The organism is Aestuariimicrobium sp. G57, from assembly GCF_050110855.1.
Lineage (GTDB): Bacteria > Actinomycetota > Actinomycetes > Propionibacteriales > Propionibacteriaceae > Aestuariimicrobium.
The window spans coordinates 317,470-334,289 of the sequence record NZ_JBNINW010000004.1; the positions used below are offsets into that span (position 1 = coordinate 317,470).

At 68.8% G+C, this 16,820-nt stretch carries 14 protein-coding genes; 11 read left to right on the forward strand and 3 right to left on the reverse strand.

Annotated features, from left to right (window positions below):
* Positions 1–29 precede the first annotated feature (29 nt).
* From ACQCX5_RS11480 to ACQCX5_RS11490, 3 genes are read left to right on the forward strand one after another with little or no spacing between them, the layout of a single operon-like run.
* The gene (locus tag ACQCX5_RS11480; protein WP_434542163.1) at positions 30–1,523 is read left to right on the forward strand and encodes a PspC domain-containing protein; all 1,494 of its coding nucleotides are present in this window, start codon (positions 30–32) and stop codon (positions 1,521–1,523) included.
* Entirely contained in the window at positions 1,520–2,236 is a 717-nt protein-coding gene (locus ACQCX5_RS11485) for a LuxR C-terminal-related transcriptional regulator (RefSeq protein WP_434542164.1), read from the forward strand. The genes ACQCX5_RS11480 and ACQCX5_RS11485 overlap by 4 nt, the downstream gene beginning before the upstream one ends.
* Before the next feature lie 58 nt (positions 2,237–2,294).
* A complete protein-coding gene (locus ACQCX5_RS11490; protein WP_434542165.1) occupies positions 2,295–2,567 on the forward strand; it encodes a GlsB/YeaQ/YmgE family stress response membrane protein in 273 nt (90 codons plus the stop codon).
* Between the two features lie 77 nt (positions 2,568–2,644).
* Here the strand turns inward: ACQCX5_RS11490 and ACQCX5_RS11495 are convergent, their stop codons facing one another.
* Positions 2,645–3,916, reverse strand: a complete 1,272-nt coding sequence (locus tag ACQCX5_RS11495; RefSeq protein WP_434542166.1) for a phospholipase D-like domain-containing protein — start codon at positions 3,914–3,916, stop codon at positions 2,645–2,647.
* 33 nt (positions 3,917–3,949) lie between these two features.
* Between ACQCX5_RS11495 and pcrA the strand changes: the two genes are divergently transcribed.
* Positions 3,950–6,472 (forward strand): DNA helicase PcrA, encoded by a 2,523-nt coding sequence (pcrA, locus tag ACQCX5_RS11500; protein WP_434542167.1) that lies wholly within the window; start codon positions 3,950–3,952, stop codon positions 6,470–6,472.
* A 235-nt stretch (positions 6,473–6,707) separates the two neighbouring features.
* On the opposite strand, the gene ACQCX5_RS11505 is transcribed toward pcrA, so the two are convergent.
* Positions 6,708–7,802: a M23 family metallopeptidase gene (locus ACQCX5_RS11505; RefSeq protein ID WP_434542168.1), complete on the reverse strand. Its 1,095-nt coding sequence runs from the start codon at positions 7,800–7,802 to the stop codon at positions 6,708–6,710.
* Between the two features lie 194 nt (positions 7,803–7,996).
* On the opposite strand from ACQCX5_RS11505, the gene sucC reads away from it, so the two are divergent.
* Positions 7,997–9,178 carry an ADP-forming succinate--CoA ligase subunit beta gene (gene sucC / locus ACQCX5_RS11510; protein WP_434542213.1) on the forward strand — a complete coding sequence of 394 codons (1,182 nt, stop codon included), beginning with the start codon at positions 7,997–7,999 and terminating at the stop codon, positions 9,176–9,178.
* A 4-nt stretch (positions 9,179–9,182) separates the two neighbouring features.
* Positions 9,183–10,079 (forward strand): succinate--CoA ligase subunit alpha, encoded by an 897-nt coding sequence (gene sucD / locus ACQCX5_RS11515; protein WP_434542169.1) that lies wholly within the window; start codon positions 9,183–9,185, stop codon positions 10,077–10,079.
* A gap of 46 nt (positions 10,080–10,125) precedes the next feature.
* On the opposite strand, the gene ACQCX5_RS11520 is transcribed toward sucD, so the two are convergent.
* Positions 10,126–11,880 (reverse strand): hypothetical protein, encoded by a 1,755-nt coding sequence (locus ACQCX5_RS11520; RefSeq protein ID WP_434542170.1) that lies wholly within the window; start codon positions 11,878–11,880, stop codon positions 10,126–10,128.
* A 115-nt stretch (positions 11,881–11,995) separates the two neighbouring features.
* Between ACQCX5_RS11520 and ACQCX5_RS11525 the strand changes: the two genes are divergently transcribed.
* From ACQCX5_RS11525 to ACQCX5_RS11545, 5 genes are read left to right on the forward strand one after another with little or no spacing between them, the layout of a single operon-like run.
* Positions 11,996–13,345: a cell division protein PerM gene (locus tag ACQCX5_RS11525; protein WP_434542171.1), complete on the forward strand. Its 1,350-nt coding sequence runs from the start codon at positions 11,996–11,998 to the stop codon at positions 13,343–13,345.
* A gap of 9 nt (positions 13,346–13,354) precedes the next feature.
* The gene (purN, locus tag ACQCX5_RS11530) at positions 13,355–13,990 is read left to right on the forward strand and encodes a phosphoribosylglycinamide formyltransferase (protein WP_434542172.1); all 636 of its coding nucleotides are present in this window, start codon (positions 13,355–13,357) and stop codon (positions 13,988–13,990) included.
* Positions 13,983–15,542: a bifunctional phosphoribosylaminoimidazolecarboxamide formyltransferase/IMP cyclohydrolase gene (purH, locus tag ACQCX5_RS11535; RefSeq protein WP_434542173.1), complete on the forward strand. Its 1,560-nt coding sequence runs from the start codon at positions 13,983–13,985 to the stop codon at positions 15,540–15,542. The genes purN and purH overlap by 8 nt, the downstream gene beginning before the upstream one ends.
* Positions 15,543–15,580: 38 nt before the next feature.
* Positions 15,581–16,438 carry a bifunctional methylenetetrahydrofolate dehydrogenase/methenyltetrahydrofolate cyclohydrolase gene (locus ACQCX5_RS11540; RefSeq protein ID WP_434542174.1) on the forward strand — a complete coding sequence of 286 codons (858 nt, stop codon included), beginning with the start codon at positions 15,581–15,583 and terminating at the stop codon, positions 16,436–16,438.
* On the forward strand, positions 16,438–16,797 hold the full coding sequence (locus ACQCX5_RS11545) for a DUF3017 domain-containing protein (protein ID WP_434542175.1): 360 nt from the start codon (positions 16,438–16,440) through the stop codon (positions 16,795–16,797). Before ACQCX5_RS11540 ends, ACQCX5_RS11545 begins: the two co-directional genes overlap by 1 nt.
* Positions 16,798–16,820 lie beyond the last annotated feature (23 nt).

The following is a 16,820-nucleotide window of genomic DNA, read 5'->3' on the forward strand; positions in this document are numbered from 1 at the left end:
GTGAGATGAATGCACAGCCTGCCCAGCGGATGCCACCTCAGGTGCCCGCGCGACCCCCGCAACGGTCGCCACAGCTGGGTCGTCCCGCTCAAGGGCATGCCCAGCCGCAGCAGTCTGCCCGTCCGACGCCACCGCCGCCGCCGACCCAGCCCGGCCAGGTGCCGCCCGCCGCACCGCCGTGGTTCGTGCAGGGGCCGTACGGCCCGCAGCAGCAGCCCCACCTGCCGGCGCCCCAGCAGCGGCGGCGCCGCGATGAGGTGGCCGCGCTACCGGCCGACCCACACTTCCGCCGCGCCCATCGGGTGCAGGAACGTTCCTGGATCGCGGGCGTGTGCGCAGGCATCGCCGAACACCTGGGTTGGCCCGTCGGGGCCGTGCGCGTCGGCTTCGTGGCACTGTCGTTCGCCAGTTTCATCGGGGTGATCCTCTACGGGCTGCTCTGGATCCTGATGCCGCGCACGCCCAAGGTGGCCGAGGCCCCCGGGCTCGAATCGGCGACGCGCACCAACAAGCGCGGCACCCGAAGTACCCCCGACCGACGCCGCGATGCGGGCACGATCACGGCGGTCGCGGTGTTGGGCGTCGGCGTCATCTGGGCTGCCCAGGCCACCGGGCTCGGGGTGCCGCTGAACTGGTTCTGGCCGCTGGCGTTTGCGGGTATCGGCCTGTCGCTGGTCTGGCGCCAGGCTGACGTGGAACCGGCTGCCGGGACCGACACGTCGCGCCGGGTGACCAACAAGTGGCTCGCACCCTTCGTCAGCACGCATGGTTGGACCGGGATCATGCGAATCCTGGTCGGGGCCGGCATGATCGTCACCGCCGGCTCGGCCGTGGTCGCCTCGTCGGTCGGCGTGGCCCAGTTGCCGGCCCTGCTGCTGCTGTCCGGCCTGATCGTGGGCGGCATCGGTCTGGTCGCCGCCCCGTGGATCCATCGCTGGCGCACCGACCTGCAGTCCGCCCGCGAAGAGAAGCTGCTCTCCGACGCCCGTGCCGACATGGCTGCGCACCTGCACGACTCGGTGCTGCAGACGCTCGCGCTCATCCAACGCCAGTCGGACGACCCCAAAGCGGTCGCGTCACTGGCCCGCAGCCAGGAACGCGAGCTGCGCTCGTGGCTCTATGGCGATGTCGAACCGGACGACACCCACCTGTCGTCGGCACTGACCCGGGCAGGGCAGCAGATCGAGAACGAACGCGGTGTGCCGATCGAGGTCGTCTGCGTGGGCGACGCCGAACTGACCACCGATTTGTCCGCACTCGTGAGCGCCGCACGCGAGGCCATGATGAACGCTGCAAAACATTCGGGGGCCGACAAGATCGACGTGTACGGTGAGGTGGAGGATGGTCACGTCGAGGTCTACATCCGCGATCGCGGCAAGGGTTTCGACATCGACGAGATTGCCGACGACCGCCAGGGCGTGCGCGGTTCGATCATCGGCCGCCTCGAACGCCATGGCGGTCGGGCCAGGATCACGTCGGCACCCGGCGAAGGAACGAACATCCGATTGGAGATGGACCTGTGAGTGAGACCCCAGTTGGTGCTGCCGGGCAGCCGGGCACCAGCAGCCCCGTGCGGGTGGTGCTGGTCGATGACCATGCGATGTTCCGTGCAGGTGTGCGCCACGAGCTGACCCGTTATGCCGACCGCATCGAGGTGGTCGGTGAGGGTGAGGACGTCGACACAGCGGTCGCGGCGATCCGCGAGACGGCGCCGGCGGTCGTCCTGCTTGACGTGCACCTGCCCGGCGGCGGTGGCGCCGAGGTGATCAGGCAGTGCGAAAAGCTGTCGATCGAGGCGGGGGAGGACCCGGCGACGCGCACGAAGTTCCTGGCGCTGTCGGTCTCGGACGCCGCCGAGGACGTCATCGGCGTCATCCGTGCAGGCGCCCGAGGCTATGTGACCAAGTCGATCGACTCGAACGCCCTCGTCGAGGCCGTCGGCCGGGTGGCCACGGGCGATGCGGTGTTCTCACCGCGGCTCGCGGGCTTCGTGCTGGACGCCTTCTCTGGGGCGATCGACATCGCCAGCATCGACGAAGACCTGGACAGGCTGAGCCAGCGCGAACGCGAAGTCATGAAGCTCATCGCCCGCGGCTATGCCTACAAAGAGGTCGCCCGCGAACTGTTCATCTCGATCAAGACGGTCGAGACGCATGTGTCGAGCGTGCTGCGCAAGCTGCAGCTGTCTAACCGCCACCAACTCACCAAGTGGGCAACCGACCGCAAGCTGGTCTAACCCTGAAGACCTCGCGGATCAGCACAGCACGGGCGTTCAGACGTGCGAAGGTGGAGCCATGAGTATTCTCGCTTGGATCGTTCTGGGCCTCATCGCCGGCGCCATTGCCAAGGCAATCCTGCCGGGCGAGCAGGGTGGCGGCTGGATCGTCACCATCATCCTCGGCATCGTCGGCGCCATCCTCGGCGGCTTCATCGCCTCGGCACTGTTCGGTGTCAACGTCAACGAAAGTTTCTGGAGCCTGCCCACCTGGATCAGCGCGATCGTCGGTTCGCTGATCGTGCTGGTCATCTGGGGCTTCATCCGCTCCAAGGCCGGCAAGAGGGCCTGACCACCTCACCACCCACCAAACCTGACCACCCGGGGGTCGACCAGAGCGGTCGGTCCCCGGGTGTTTTCGTCCCTGCCTCAGAAGACCGGGCGCCAGGGGGCCAGGAAGGCCTCGGTCGCCTGGGCCACCTTCGACCGGCTGCGCCACTGGTCCAGGGTGAGCTCGATGCAATTGGTCAGGTCGGACTCGAAGATCTGCTCGAGCTTGGTGGCCACGGCCGGGTCGGTGAACTCGGCATTGGCCTCGTAATTGCCGCTCAGGCTCAACCGGTCGAGGTTCGCCGTGCCGATCGTTGACCACACGCCGTCGATCGTGGCGGTCTTCGCGTGCACCATCGCCCCCTGGAACAGGAACAGCCGCACCCCCTTTGACAGCAGTTCGTCATAGAACCCGCGTGAGAGCCAGTCGGCGACGACGTGGTTTGACTGGGCCGGCACGATGATGCGCACATCGACCCCGCGCCGAGCGGCCGCGAACAGGGCCGCAGTCAGGTCGTCGTCGGGGATCAGGTAGGCGTGGGTGAGCAGGATGCGGTGCTCGGCGCGGTCGATCGCCTCGAGGTACATGTTGCGGATCGGGTAGACCCGCCAGCGGGGGGTGTTGCGGTGCACCACCAGGGGCGTGTCCCAGCCACGGCCGTCCGGGTCGGGCAGCTTCGGCAGCGACTTGGGCGGCATGAGGCCGACTGGCTTCATGTTCCAGTAGTCGACGAACGCGTTCTCGATTTCGCCGGCGGCCGGTCCCTGCACGCGCATGTGGGTGTCGCGCCACCGGTCGGCATACAGCGAGCCGATGTTGTAGCCACCCAGGTAGGCGTCGTGGCCGTCGACGACCAGCATCTTGCGGTGGTCGCGTCCTGACATGCGCACCGAGGGCACGGGGCTGCTGATCAGCGGATGACGACGCAACTGCACGCTGGCCGGGAACTCGAAGAATCGGGGGTCGACGACCATGTTGCCGAACACGTCATAGACGACATGGACGCGCACGCCGCGCTCGCTGGCGGCGATCAGGGCGTCCTTGAACTGCTGGCCAACCTCGTCGGACTTCCAGATGTAGGTCTCGAAATAGACGTAGTCCCTGGCCGCGTTGATCGAGTCGAGCATGTCATCGTACAGGTCCTGGCCGAACGTGTAGATGCTCAGACGGTTGCCACCGGCGATGGCGAACGGTTCGGGTGCGACGGTGGGGAACCGGCGAACTTTGCGGTGGCGGCGCCGGATCACGTCGTTGATCGACAGGGCCAGCATCACGACGACCTGTCCGGCCAGCGTCAGGCCGGTCACCCAGTTGAAGGCCCGTCGTGCCCGCCCGAGCAGACGGCGCCAGGGTGATGCGTCAGAGTTCATGGCCCCACGATAGTGAACTAGGGTTGTTGGGCCATGACCGAACACCCTGACCTGTTCTCGTTCTTCGCCCCGGACGAGCCCGCCCCCGCGCCCGCACGCCGCGCGCGGCCTGCGTCGTCCGGGGCTGACAGCGCCGACCGCCCCCAACGAATGGTCGACCCCGGCGAGCTGCTGGCCGGGCTCAACGTGCCGCAGCGCGAAGCGGTCATCCACGCCGGATCGCCGGTGCTGGTCGTCGCCGGGGCAGGGTCGGGCAAGACGAGGGTGCTCACCCGCCGCATCGCCTGGCTGGTCAGCCAGCGCAATGTGCACCCCGGGTCAGTGCTCGCCATCACGTTCACGAACAAGGCGGCCGCCGAGATGCGCCACCGCGTGGCCGAACTCGTCGGTGGGCGGGCGAAGCTGATGTGGGTCTCGACGTTCCACTCGGCGTGCGTGCGCATCCTGCGCCACGAGATCGACCGCTTCGGGATCAAGAAGACCTTCTCGATCTATGACGACACCGATGCCAAGCGGCTGATGGGCCTGGTGATCAAGGAACTCAACCTCGATCCCAAGAAGTCACCAGTGCGGGCGGTGCTCAACTGGGTCTCGTCGCGCAAGAACGAGTGCGTCGACCACGAGACGGCCATGAAACAGGCGGCCGACGGCAACGACCAGACCTATGCCGCGGCCTATGCGCTGTACCAGCGGCGCCTGACCGAGGCGAACGCGCTCGACTTCGACGACCTGATCATGACCACGGTGAACCTGTTCAAGGCATTCCCCGACCTGCGCGAGCAGTACCGGCGCCGGTTCCGCCATGTGCTGGTCGATGAGTACCAGGACACCAACAACGCCCAGTACCAGCTGATCCAGATGTTGTGCGGTGCGTGGGATGCCGATGCGGGCCTGGTCGAGGGGGCCCCGACTGTTGAGGCACCCGAGCTGATGGTGGTGGGTGATTCGGACCAGTCGATCTACGCCTTCCGCGGTGCCACGATCCGCAACATCCTGGACTTCGACCAGGACTTCCCCGGCGCCCGCACGATCCTGCTCGAGCAGAACTACCGCTCGACGCAGAACATCCTGGCCGCGGCCAATGCCGTCATCCAGCGCAACTCAGGTCGTCCGGACAAGAAGCTGTGGACCGACGCGGGCGATGGCGACCTGATCACCGGCTACGTCGCCGACACCGAGCATGACGAGGCCCAGTTCGTCGCCGACGAGATCGATGCCCTGGCCGATGCGGGCAAGCACAAGTACAGCGATGTCGCGGTGTTCTACCGCACCAATGCCCAGTCGAGGGCCTTTGAGGACGTGTTCATCCGTACGGGCATGCCCTACAAGGTCGTGGGCGGGGTGCGGTTCTACGAACGCAAAGAGATTCGCGACGCCATCGCCTATCTGCGGGCCATCGCGAACCCGGCTGACGAGGTGTCGGTGCGGCGCATTCTCAACGTGCCCAAGCGGGGTATCGGCGACAAGGCCGAGGCGGCCGTCGAGATGCTGGCCGCCGAGCACCGCATCACCTTCACCGAGGCGCTGGAGCGGGCCGGCGAGATCCCGGGGCTGGCGACGCGATCGCGCAAGCAGGTCGAGCTGTTCGCCCAGCTGATGGCCCGGCACCGGCAACTGGTCGCCGATGGGGCCAGCGCCGATGATGTGCTCGCGTCCATCCTCAAAGAATCGGGCTACGTCGACGAACTGCAGCAGTCGAGCGACCCGCAGGACGAGACCCGCATCGAGAACCTGGTCGAGTTCACCTCGATCGCGGCCGAGTTCGTGAGCCAGGCGACGACGCTCGACGTGACCGACGACCTGACCGAGGACGAGACCCCCGCAGACGGCCTGGTGCTCGCCGCGGGCAGCCCCGAATTCGACCCGTCGCTGCCGGCCTTCCTCGAGCGCATCGCCCTGGTGGCCGATGCCGACCAGGTGCCCGACGGCGACGACGGGCAGGGCGTGGTGACGCTGATGACGCTGCACACCGCCAAGGGGCTCGAGTTCGACACGGTGTTTCTGTCCGGGTTCGAGGAGGGCATTTTTCCCCACCAGCGGGCGATTGCCGACGCCGATGAGCTGGCCGAGGAACGACGGTTGGCCTATGTGGGGCTCACCCGGGCGCGCAAGCGGCTGTACCTGAGCCGGGCGGCGGTGCGTTCGGCGTATGGCACGCCGTCATACAACGCCCCGAGCAGGTTCCTGGACGAGATCCCGGCCCACCTGATGGATTGGCGGCGGCTCGGCTCGCAGATCAGCAACTGGGCGGCGAGCTCGGCCTCACGGCAGTACCAGTCACGCGAGGGCATTGGCGCGGGCGGCTGGGGCTCACGCTCGTCCGACGGGCCGGCGTTCGGTGGGGGCCGGGGGCGGATGCCGTCGCTGCCGAAGTCGGTGCCGAGCAAGAACATCCTGCACCTGGATGCCGGCGACCGGGTGATGCACACCACCTTCGGACTGGGCACGGTCGTGGCCACGAGCGGGGCGGGGGACGGCGCCATGGCCGATGTCGACTTCGGCTCGATGGGCGTCAAGCGGTTCATGCTGAAGCACACACCCATGGACAAGCTGTAGGGCCTGGACGGGGCTGGTGTTCGTCGGGCCCGAAAGCTTGCGTCTCGACGAGTTTTTCGGCCCGGAGCCCCGGTCGGGGGCGAAAAAGTTGCTGTGGGGCGAGTTCTTCTGGTTGGACGGGCCCGGGCCGGCGGGTGGTCACCGAGCTCGGCCCAGGTCTCGTCCGCACCCGGACACAACACAGCGCCCGGTGCGAGGCACCGGGCGCTGGTCTGAAAGCGGGTTGGGAAAGGGCTCAGCCGAGGCCCTTGCTGCGCAGCCAGGCCATCGGGTCGGCGGCGGAGTAGACGTCGCCGGGGATGGTGCCTGCCGGGTAGTACTCGAAGTGCAGGTGGGCTCCGAAGCTGCGGCCCTCATCACCGACGTAGCCGATCAGCTGGCCGGCCTTGACCGGCTGCCCGGCGCTCACGGTGCGACCCGACAGGTGGGCGTACAGCGTCGAGGAGCCATCGGCGTGGTTGATCGTCACGTACTTGTAGCCTGCCCAGCCGGCGGCCGACATGTTGCCCGAGACGATGCCCGAGGCGGCGGCGTAGACGGGGGTGCCCATGGGGGCGGGGAAGTCCTGACCGGTGTGGTAGCGGGCCCACGAGCCGGTCTTGCCGAAGTAGGCGCCGTTCGAATAGGTGCCGGGCTTCAGCGGCAGCGCGTAGCCACCGCTGCTGACGGCCTTCAGGTCTTCGGGGGTCAGCTTGAAGCCCGACTTGGTGTCCTGCTGGTTCGCGGCAGCCTGCGCCTGCAACTGCTTGAGCAGCTCGGCGGCCTTCTTCTTCTCTTCCTCGATGCGCTTCGCCTCGGCCTTGACCTTGGCGACATCGGCGTTCATCAGGCGCTCGCGCTCGGCGGCCTCTGAGGCGGCCTGGGCTGCGGACACGTTCTTGTCGCTCTCCTGCAGCGACTTCTGGCGGGCAGCACCCTTCGAGTTCGCCAGCGTCTTGCTCAGCTCGGAGCGGACGCCGTTGCGGTTCGGGGTGGTGACGCGGGTGCCGAACAGGCCGCCGGTGGTGTCGTTGCTGGCCTTGGCCTCGCCCTCGGCGGCGGCCTTCTGGTTCGCATCGAGCTTCAGGTTCTGCGGCTCGGCCTTGCTGTTGTCAGGGTTGCCCTTGTCCTGCACGATCGAGCTCTGCGCCTGTTCGGTGCTGGTGGCCGCAGCCGCCATCACCACACCGCCGGCACCCAGCAGGCCGAGCGAGCCGATGACCAGCGCCACCAGCGTGGGGCGCACCACCTTCGACGCGTGACCACTGTCCTCAAAATCGGTGACCGGGGTGGCGGCGGTCGTCTTCGCGAAGGCGCGGCGAAGCGCCAGTCGCGCGAATGTGTCCTGCACAGCTCTCCTCGATCAGGATGGGGGTCTGTCGGGGACAACCCCGACTCACGGATCAAACCTTAGCAATTCTCAGGAACGATTCAAAAACGGGGGTGCCACGTGGACGGCGGACTTCGAGAGCCGCGGCGGCTGCGGCTGTGGGGGAGTAGTGTCGTCGTCGGTTCAACGACGACAACATGAAGGACGGACCCCAGGTGGACCTCTTCGAGTACCAGGCCCGGGACCTCTTCGAACGGCACGGCGTTCCCGTGCTGAGGAGCTTGGTCGCCACGACCCCCGACGAGGCGCGTGCCGCCGCCGAGAGGCTCGGCAGCCCGGTGGTGGTGGTCAAGGCACAGGTCAAGACCGGTGGACGAGGCAAGGCAGGCGGCGTGAAGCTGGCCCGCAGCCCTCAGGAAGCGGCTGAGAAGGCTGAAGAAATTCTTGGTATGGACATCCGCGGTCACAAGGTCGAAAAGGTCATGATCGCCGAGGGTGCCGACATCGAGCAGGAGTACTACTTCTCGCTGCTGCTCGACCGGGCGAACCGCAACTACCTGGCGATGTGCTCGGTCGAGGGCGGCATGGACATCGAGACGCTGGCCGTCGAGCGCCCCGAGGCCCTGGCCAAGGTGCCGGTCGACCCGCGCACCGGCATCGACTGGGACACCGCCGACCGCATCGTCGAAGAGGCCGGGTTCGCCGAGGACGACCGCCGCCGCGTGGCCCGCGTGCTGGGCGTGCTGGGCCGTCTGTTCGTCGACCAGGACGCCACCCTGGTCGAGGTGAACCCGCTGGTGAAGACCAGGCAGGGCGACATCATCGCGCTGGACGGCAAGGTCACCCTTGATGACAACGCCCGCTTCCGCCACCCCGACCATTCCGTGTTCGACGACGTCGACGCCGGTGACCCGCTCGAGAAGCGGGCACAGGACAAGGGCCTCAACTATGTCAAGCTCGACGGGTCCGTGGGCATCATCGGCAACGGTGCCGGTCTGGTGATGAGCACCCTCGACGTCGTGGCAGCCGCCGGCGCAGACCTGCCCGGTGAGCCGAAGCCGGCGAACTTCCTGGACATCGGTGGCGGCGCCTCGGCGCAGGTGATGGCCAACGGCCTCGAGATCATCCTGTCCGACCCGCAGGTGAAGTCGGTGTTCGTCAATGTCTTCGGCGGCATCACCGCCTGCAACGAGGTCGCCAACGGCATCGTGGCTGCCATGCACATGCTGGGCGAGAAGGCCGCCAAGCCGCTGGTCGTCCGCCTCGACGGCAACGCCGTCGAGATTGGCCGCGAGATCCTCAACGAGTTCAACCACCCGCTGGTGACCGTGGTCGACACCATGGACGCCGCAGCCCGCAAGGCCGCCGAACTGGCCGCCACGACCACGGAGGCCTGAGCACATGTCGATCCTGCTGAACAGCAAGTCAAAGATCATCGTCCAGGGCATGACCGGCTCTGAGGGGCGCAAGCACACCCAGCGCATGATCATGTCGGGCAGCCGCATCGTGGGTGGCGTGACGCCCGGCAAGGGCGGCCAGTCGGTGCTCTTCGAAGAAGACCCGGTGCCCGTGTTCGGCTCAGTGGCCGAGGCGGTCGAAGAGACCGGTGCCAACGTGTCCGTCATCTTCGTGCCGGCAGCGCACACCAGGTCGGCCGTCCTCGAGGCGACGCGCGCCGGCGTCGAGCTGATCGTCTGCATCACCGAGGGCGTCCCGGTGGGGGACACCGCCGAGTTCTACGCCGAGGTCGCCGAGTCGAACTCGCGGCTGATCGGCCCCAATTGCCCCGGGCTGATCTCACCCGGCAAGTCGAACGCGGGCATCATTCCCGCCAACATCGCCGGTCCAGGCCGCATCGGCCTGGTCTCGAAGTCGGGCACCCTGACCTACCAGATGATGTACGAGCTGCGGGACTTCGGGTTCTCGACGGCGGTCGGCATCGGCGGTGACCCGATCGTGGGCACCACCCACATCGACTGCCTGCAGCTGTTCCAGGACGACCCCGAGACCGATGCCATCGTGATGATCGGTGAGATCGGCGGTGACGCCGAGGAACGGGCTGCCGACTACCTCCGTGAGCACGTGACCAAGCCGGTCGTCGGCTACGTCGCCGGTTTCACCGCCCCCGAGGGCAAGACGATGGGCCACGCGGGTGCCATCGTCAGCGGCTCGGCAGGCACGGCTGCCGCCAAGAAGCAGGCGCTCGAGGCTGCCGGCGTGCAGGTGGGCAGCACCCCCTCGGACGCGGCCCGGCTCATGCGCGAGGTCATGCAGTCGCTGGGGGCGTCCGCCCGCTGACCCGCACCCGGCACGGGTTCAGCGGCACGGGGTCAGCGGCACGGGTTCAGCGGCTCTGCGTGACCCGCTGGCCCGACCGGGCGGCGAGCAGCAGCCACGAATCGTCGGTGAAGTCGAAGTTCTTGCGGGTGTTCGACACGAGGTAGCTGACCCGATTGCCCGAGACGACCACGGCCACCCGGAAGTAGACCTCGCTGTTCTCACTCGTTGCCTGGGTCACGGTGAAGACGCGACCGGTCACGACCTGACGGTCCTGGCCGGTGATCGACAGCGGCCGGTTACCCGAGATCTTCGCCGTGGCCAGGCGGTCACCACAGCTGGCGATGTTCTTGTACAGCGTCTCGGCGAACGCCTTCGCGCCGGCATCGTCCTTGAAGGCGAACCGCACCTGGTCGACGCCGAACGCCTCGGGGGCAGCAGAGTCCTGCTCGAGCAGGTACGACCGCTGCTCGCGCCCGGTGGGCCCGGTCACCGAGGCCAGGGTCACGTTCTCGCACTGGCTGCCCTTGGTGGTCACCTGGGCGACCTGGGTGGAGTTCCAAATGCCCTGGCCGGCGGTGATCCGGGGGATGTCGGACTGTGCCAACCAGCCGAAGATCGGGGTGGGGGGCACCACCTCGGCGCGCACCGCCAGCGTCGCCGGGGCAGTGCCGTCGGCGCTGGTGGCGAGCCGCTTGGAAGACTCGACCACCGCCGCGGCCACCTTCGCAGGCTCGACCGGTTGCTTGGGCTGGGTCACGTCCATCATCGAGACCGCGGTGCCGGTGCGGCTGATCACGACGGTGCGGTACTGCACCGTCGGGTCCTGGTAGGCGATGACCATCGAGAACGACTGGTCGGCAAGCCCGCTGATCGAGGCGGCACTCTCGAGGTGGGCCGGCACGTCATCACAGGCACTCAGCCTCGCCAGTCGCACCGAATAGGCCTGCGTGGCGTCGGCCTCGGTGGCATAGGCGTCGATGCGCTGCAGCGCACCCAGGCCGGCCGTCTGGCTGGACGTCAGCACGCGCTGGCGGGTGATCTGGGCGTTCGGCAACCCCTGGGGGTTGGTCATGCAGGTGACCTGCGGTGAGGTCGGCTGCACATCGCTGAGGGTCTCGCTGATCGTCCAGGCACCCCCACCCAGCGCTGCGGCAGCCTCGGAGGTGCCCACCAACGACGCGTCACTGATGGCGTCCGGCCTGCTGGGCGTGGCCGACGAACTGGGGGTCTGCGTCACCGTGACCGTGCGGGCGTCCTTGCTGAACTGCCGCACGGCCAACCACGCGGCACCGCCGCCCAGGGCAAGCACGACGACGCCCACCAGCAGCCGGGTGGGCCATGGGTTGCGGGCGGCGCGGGTGGTCAACTCGTCGGGCTGGTCCTCGTCCGCGGCACCTGCGGGCACAGGGGCCGGCGCCGCGACGGGTTGGGCGACCGCGGGCTGCTCGTCGGGGACCGGCGCGGCGTCGGGCTCCTCAGGTGCTGACCCCGGGGCGACGAACGCGGGCATGCCGCTGGGCTCTGCGGGCTCGGCGGGTGTCTGGGCCGTCGCTGCCGTGGTGGCGCTGCCGGGGCGCATGAAGGCTGCGTGCCCGGGCGCGGCGACCGGCACGGGCCCGGTCGCCTCGGCGTCGGGCTGGGTGTCCTCGGGCTGGGGAACGTCGTCAGCAACAGGCCCGGGGGCGCTCATGAACCGCCCGCCGGGGCGTCCCGGGGTTGATGCTTCGGCTGGGGTATCGTCGGGGACGGCCGAGTCGCGTGCGTCATCCTCGGCAGCCCGGCGGGCTCGCCTGGGTGCCTCGGGGCGTTCGTCGCTCACGGGAATCCTTCGCGGTTGACAGCAGGGGTCATCCGGGGCTGTTGCCCGTGGATGCAACCTTCAGTTTACCAAGGACGTCCCGTCCACCCTGTCAACACAGCGAGAGGAACACTCAGTGGCACGATCACGACGCCGCCGGGACCGCGCCGACGTGGCCGTGGTGGTCGATGGCGACGCCACGCGCGAACAGCAGCCGTCCCGACCGGAGCCGTGGCTGCCCTGGTGGCTGGCGGCCGCCGGGGCCGCGCTGGTGGCCGTGGCCATCACCTGGGTGGTCGTGGTCGGCCTGTTCGCGCTGGGCTGGCTCGCCACCCCTGAACTCGACTTCACCGCCGTGATGTCGAGCGGCACGGCGGCCTGGCTGATGGGCTATTTCGGCGGCGCCACCATCGCCGGCCTGCACATCACCATGCCCCCGCTCGGCATGGTGCTGGCCAACCTCGTGCTCGCGGCCAGCCTGGCGGGTTACGCCGCGGGGCAGGCCCGGCTGGCGGCACCCGAACAGCTCAACAACCACCAGCGCGGCAGCCTCGCCCTGCGCACGGCCGGCCTGTTCGCCGCCGCCCATGTCGTGGCCGTGCTCGTGCCGAGCTTCTTCATCGCCACGACCGAGCAGTCGGCCCGCGTGCTGGTCGGCGCAGCAGCCATCGGTGCCGTCGCCGGGCTCATCGGCGCCTCCCGCGCGTTCCAGTGGCGCATCACCGAGGACTGGCCGCGCTGGCTGCGCCCCGTGCCCGCTGCCGTGCTGGCCAGCGTGCTCGTGATGCTGATCACCGGCGGCATCGTGCTGGTCTGGGGCCTGGTGGGCGAACGGTCGCGCATCATCGCCCTGCACGAGTCGCTGCAACCCGACACCCTCGGCACCGTGCTGCTCGTACTGGTGCAGTTGGCCTGGCTGCCGAACCTGCTCGTGTGGTGCACGTCGTGGGCATTGGGGGCAGGCTTCCAGGTCGGGGTCGGGTCGATCGTCAGCCCGGCCCAGAACCAGGTGGGGCTGCTGCCGACCATCCCGGTGCTCGGGGCCATCCCCGAGACCGGGCCGGGGTCAGCGGCACAGCTGGCCTGGCTGGTCTCTGGCCTTGTCGCCGGTGCAGTCGGTGCCATCGTGGTGCTGCGTTCGCGTCCACGGGCGCGGTTCGACGAGACCGCACTGGTCGGCGGGCTGGTCGGCGTCGTGGCCGGGCTCGTGCTCGTGGCCCTGGGCCTGTTGTCGTCCGGAGCCCTGGGCGAGCAGCGACTCGTCGCGGTGGGCGTGCGCCCGACAGCCCTGTTCGTGCAGGCGCCCACGCTGCTCGGTATCGCCGGCGTCTTCACGGGTGCGGTCATGGGGCTGTTGCGTCCCGTGCGAAAGAAGGACGAGGGCGATGGGGCCGGGCCCGGGGCCCACAATCCGGGCGCTGACGAGCCCACCCGCGAGGTCTCCTCCGACGACTTCCTGCCCACCAACCGCATCGAGCGCGAGTAGGGTGTGGGCGTGACTTACCGCGTCCTTGTGCTGCTGTCGGGATCGGGCACCCTGTTCGCTGCCCTGGCCGAACACCTCAAGGGGCGTGACGACATCGAGATCGTCGCCGTGGGTGCCGATCGCGAATGCGCCGGGCTCGACCGCGCCCGCGACCTGGGCCTGCCCACCTTCGCGTTGCCCCTCGCCAAAGGCGCCGACCGGGCCGTATGGGATGACGAGCTCACCGACCGTGTTGCCGCCCACCGACCCGACCTCGTGGTCAGCGCCGGGTTCATGAAGCTGCTGGGGGCGAAGTTCCTGGCGCAGTTCGGTGGCCGCACCATCAACACCCACCCGGCGCTGCTGCCATCCTTCCCCGGCATGCACGGCGCCCGCGATGCACTCGCACACGGCGTCAAGGTCACCGGCGCCACCGTGTTCATGGTCGACGACGGCGTCGACACCGGGCAGATCCTCGCGCAGGGCGCCGTCGACGTGGCAGCCACCGACACCGCCGAGAGCCTGCACGAACGCATCAAGGTCGTCGAGCGGCTGCTGCTGTGCCGCACTGTCGACGAGCTCGCACAGGCCGGCGCGACGGCGCCCGCCAACCCAGAGCCCAGCAACTCAGACCCCAGTACTGCAGAGGGAGACAACCATGAATGACACCCAGCCCATCAAGAGGGCCCTGGTCTCGGTCTATGACAAGCAGGGGCTCGACGAGCTGGCCAGGGCGCTGGTCGCGGCCGGTGTCGAGGTCGTCTCCACCGGCTCGACCGCCAAGAAGCTGGCCGAGTCCGGCGTGCCCGTCATCCCTGTCGAGCAGGTCACCGGGTTCCCCGAGTGCCTCGACGGTCGGGTCAAGACGTTGCACCCGAAGATCCACGCGGGCATTCTGGCCGACCGTCGCCTCGAATCGCACCGGGCACAGCTGGTCGAACTCGACGTCGCCCCCTTCGACCTGGTGGTGTCGAACCTGTACCCGTTCACCGAGACGGTGGCCTCGGGCGCCACGGCTGACGAGTGCATTGAGCAGATCGACATCGGCGGCCCCTCGATGGTGCGCGCCGCGGCCAAGAACCACCCGTCGGTGGCCATCGTCACCAGCCCCGACCAGTACCCCGGCCTCGTCCGGGCCCTGGCCGAGGGCGGATACACCCTCGCCGAACGGCAGCAGCTCGCTGCAGCAGCGTTCATGCACACCGCCACCTATGACATCGCCGTCGCCAGCTGGATGGGCAGCGTGCTCACCGACAGTTCGGGCGGCGACGGGTTCCCGGCGTGGGTCGGGGCCTCGTGGAACAAGGTCGGTGCCCTGCGCTATGGCGAGAACAGCCACCAACCCGCCGCGCTGTACAGCCAGGGGTTCGGCGCTCCCGGCATCACCCAGGCCGAGCAGCTGCACGGCAAGGCGATGAGCTACAACAACTACACCGACGGCGACGCCGCCTACCGTGCCGCCTACGACTTCACCGAGCCGACGGTCGCCATCATCAAGCACGCGAATCCCTGTGGCATCGCGTCCGGTGACGACATCGCCGAAGCGCACCGCAAGGCCCACGCCTGCGACCCGGTCTCGGCGTTCGGGGGCGTGATCGCCACGAACCGTCCCGTGAGCCTCGCGATGGCCGAACAGGTGGCCGACATCTTCACCGAGGTGATCATCGCCCCGGCCTATGACGACGGCGCGGTCGAGGTGCTGACGGCCAAGAAGAACATCCGCATCCTGGTGGCACCGCCGTACACCCATCCCGGCGCCCAGCTGCACCCCATCTCGGGCGGGGCGTTGTTGCAGGCCCCCGACCGCATCGACGCCGAGGGCGACAACCCCGCGAACTGGCAGCTGGTCAGCGGCGACGCCGCGGACGAGGCGACGCTGGCTGACCTCGAGTTCGCCTGGCGCGCCTGCCGTGCGGTGAAGTCGAACGCGATCCTGCTGGCCTCCGGGCAGGCATCGGTCGGTGTCGGCATGGGCCAGGTCAACCGGGTCGACTCGTGCAAGCTTGCCGTCGAGCGTGCGGGGGAGCGGGCCGCCGGATCCGTCGCCGCCTCCGATGCGTTCTTCCCGTTCTCGGACGGCCCGCAGATCCTGATCGGCGCGGGCGTGAAGGCCATCGTCCAGCCCGGAGGCTCGGTGCGCGACAACGAAACCATCGAGGCGGCCAAGGCGGCCGGGGTGACGATGTACTTCACCGGCACGCGCCACTTCTTCCACTGATGCCCCACCAGAACAGTACGCAGAACAGAGGTGCTGAGATGACCGCACAGAAGCTCGACGGCAAGGCCGTCCACGCCGCGATCAAGGACGAGCTGACCACCCGTGTGCAGGCCCTGGCCGCCAAGGGGATCGTGCCGGGATTGGCCACCGTGCTCGTCGGCGAGGACCCCGCCAGCCAGCGTTACGTCGCCATGAAGCACCGCGACTGTGAAGAAGTGGGCATCGCCTCGATCCGGGTCGAACTGCCCGCCGACGCCTCGCAGCAGCAGGTGGACGAGGCATTGCGCCGGCTCAACGAGGATGACGCCGTCACCGGCTACATCGTGCAGTTGCCGCTGCCGAAGCACCTGGACGAGTTCGCGGCACTGGCGGCCGTCGACCCCGACAAGGACGCCGACGGCCTGCACCCGATCTCGCTGGGCAAGCTGGTGCTGAACGAACCCGCAGCCCTGCCGTGCACCCCGCGCGGCATCATCGAACTGGTGCGTCGCCACGGCATCGAGTGGAAGGGTGCCGAGGTGGTCGTGGTCGGCCGCGGTATCACCGTGGGCCGCCCGCTGGGCCTGATGCTGACCCGCCGTTCAGAGAATGCGACGGTCACCCTGTGCCACACCGGCACCAGGGATGTCGCCGAGCACACCCGGCGCGCGGACATCGTGGTGGCGGCGGCAGGCGTGCCGCACATGGTCACCGCCGACATGGTCAAGCCCGGGGCAGTGCTGGTCGACGTCGGGGTGAGCCGTGTCGACGGCAAGACCGTGGGTGACCTGGCCCCGGATGTCTGGGATGTGGCCGGCTGGGTGACGCCGAACCCCGGCGGTGTCGGGCCCATGACGCGTGCCATGCTGCTCAGCAATGTCGTCGACCGCGCCGAACAGTTGGCCGGCCTGCGCTGATGAGTGACCTGGCCCCGCTCGACGTGCCTGAGCCGGCGCCCAGCAGGGCGCCGCGGCGGGGCGGGCTGGGGCTGTGGGTCGGGCGGCTGCGCAACCAGTGGCCGCTGCTGCTGGTGCTGGTGGCCATGGGCGCATCCTGCGTGGTGATGGCCACCGGCCACTGGCGTCGTGGGGCGTTCGCATTCGGCAGCGCCGTCGTCCTCGCGGGGTTGTTGCGCATGGTGCTGCCCAGCCGACGGGCGGGGCTGCTGGCGCTGCGCGCCAGGTGGTTCGACACCGTGCTGCTGCTGGTGGCCGGGGCGGCATTGCTGGCGCTGACACTGGTGGTGCCACCGTCGCCGCCGCCGTCGGCGCAGTGATGAATGTGCTGCGCGATGTGAAT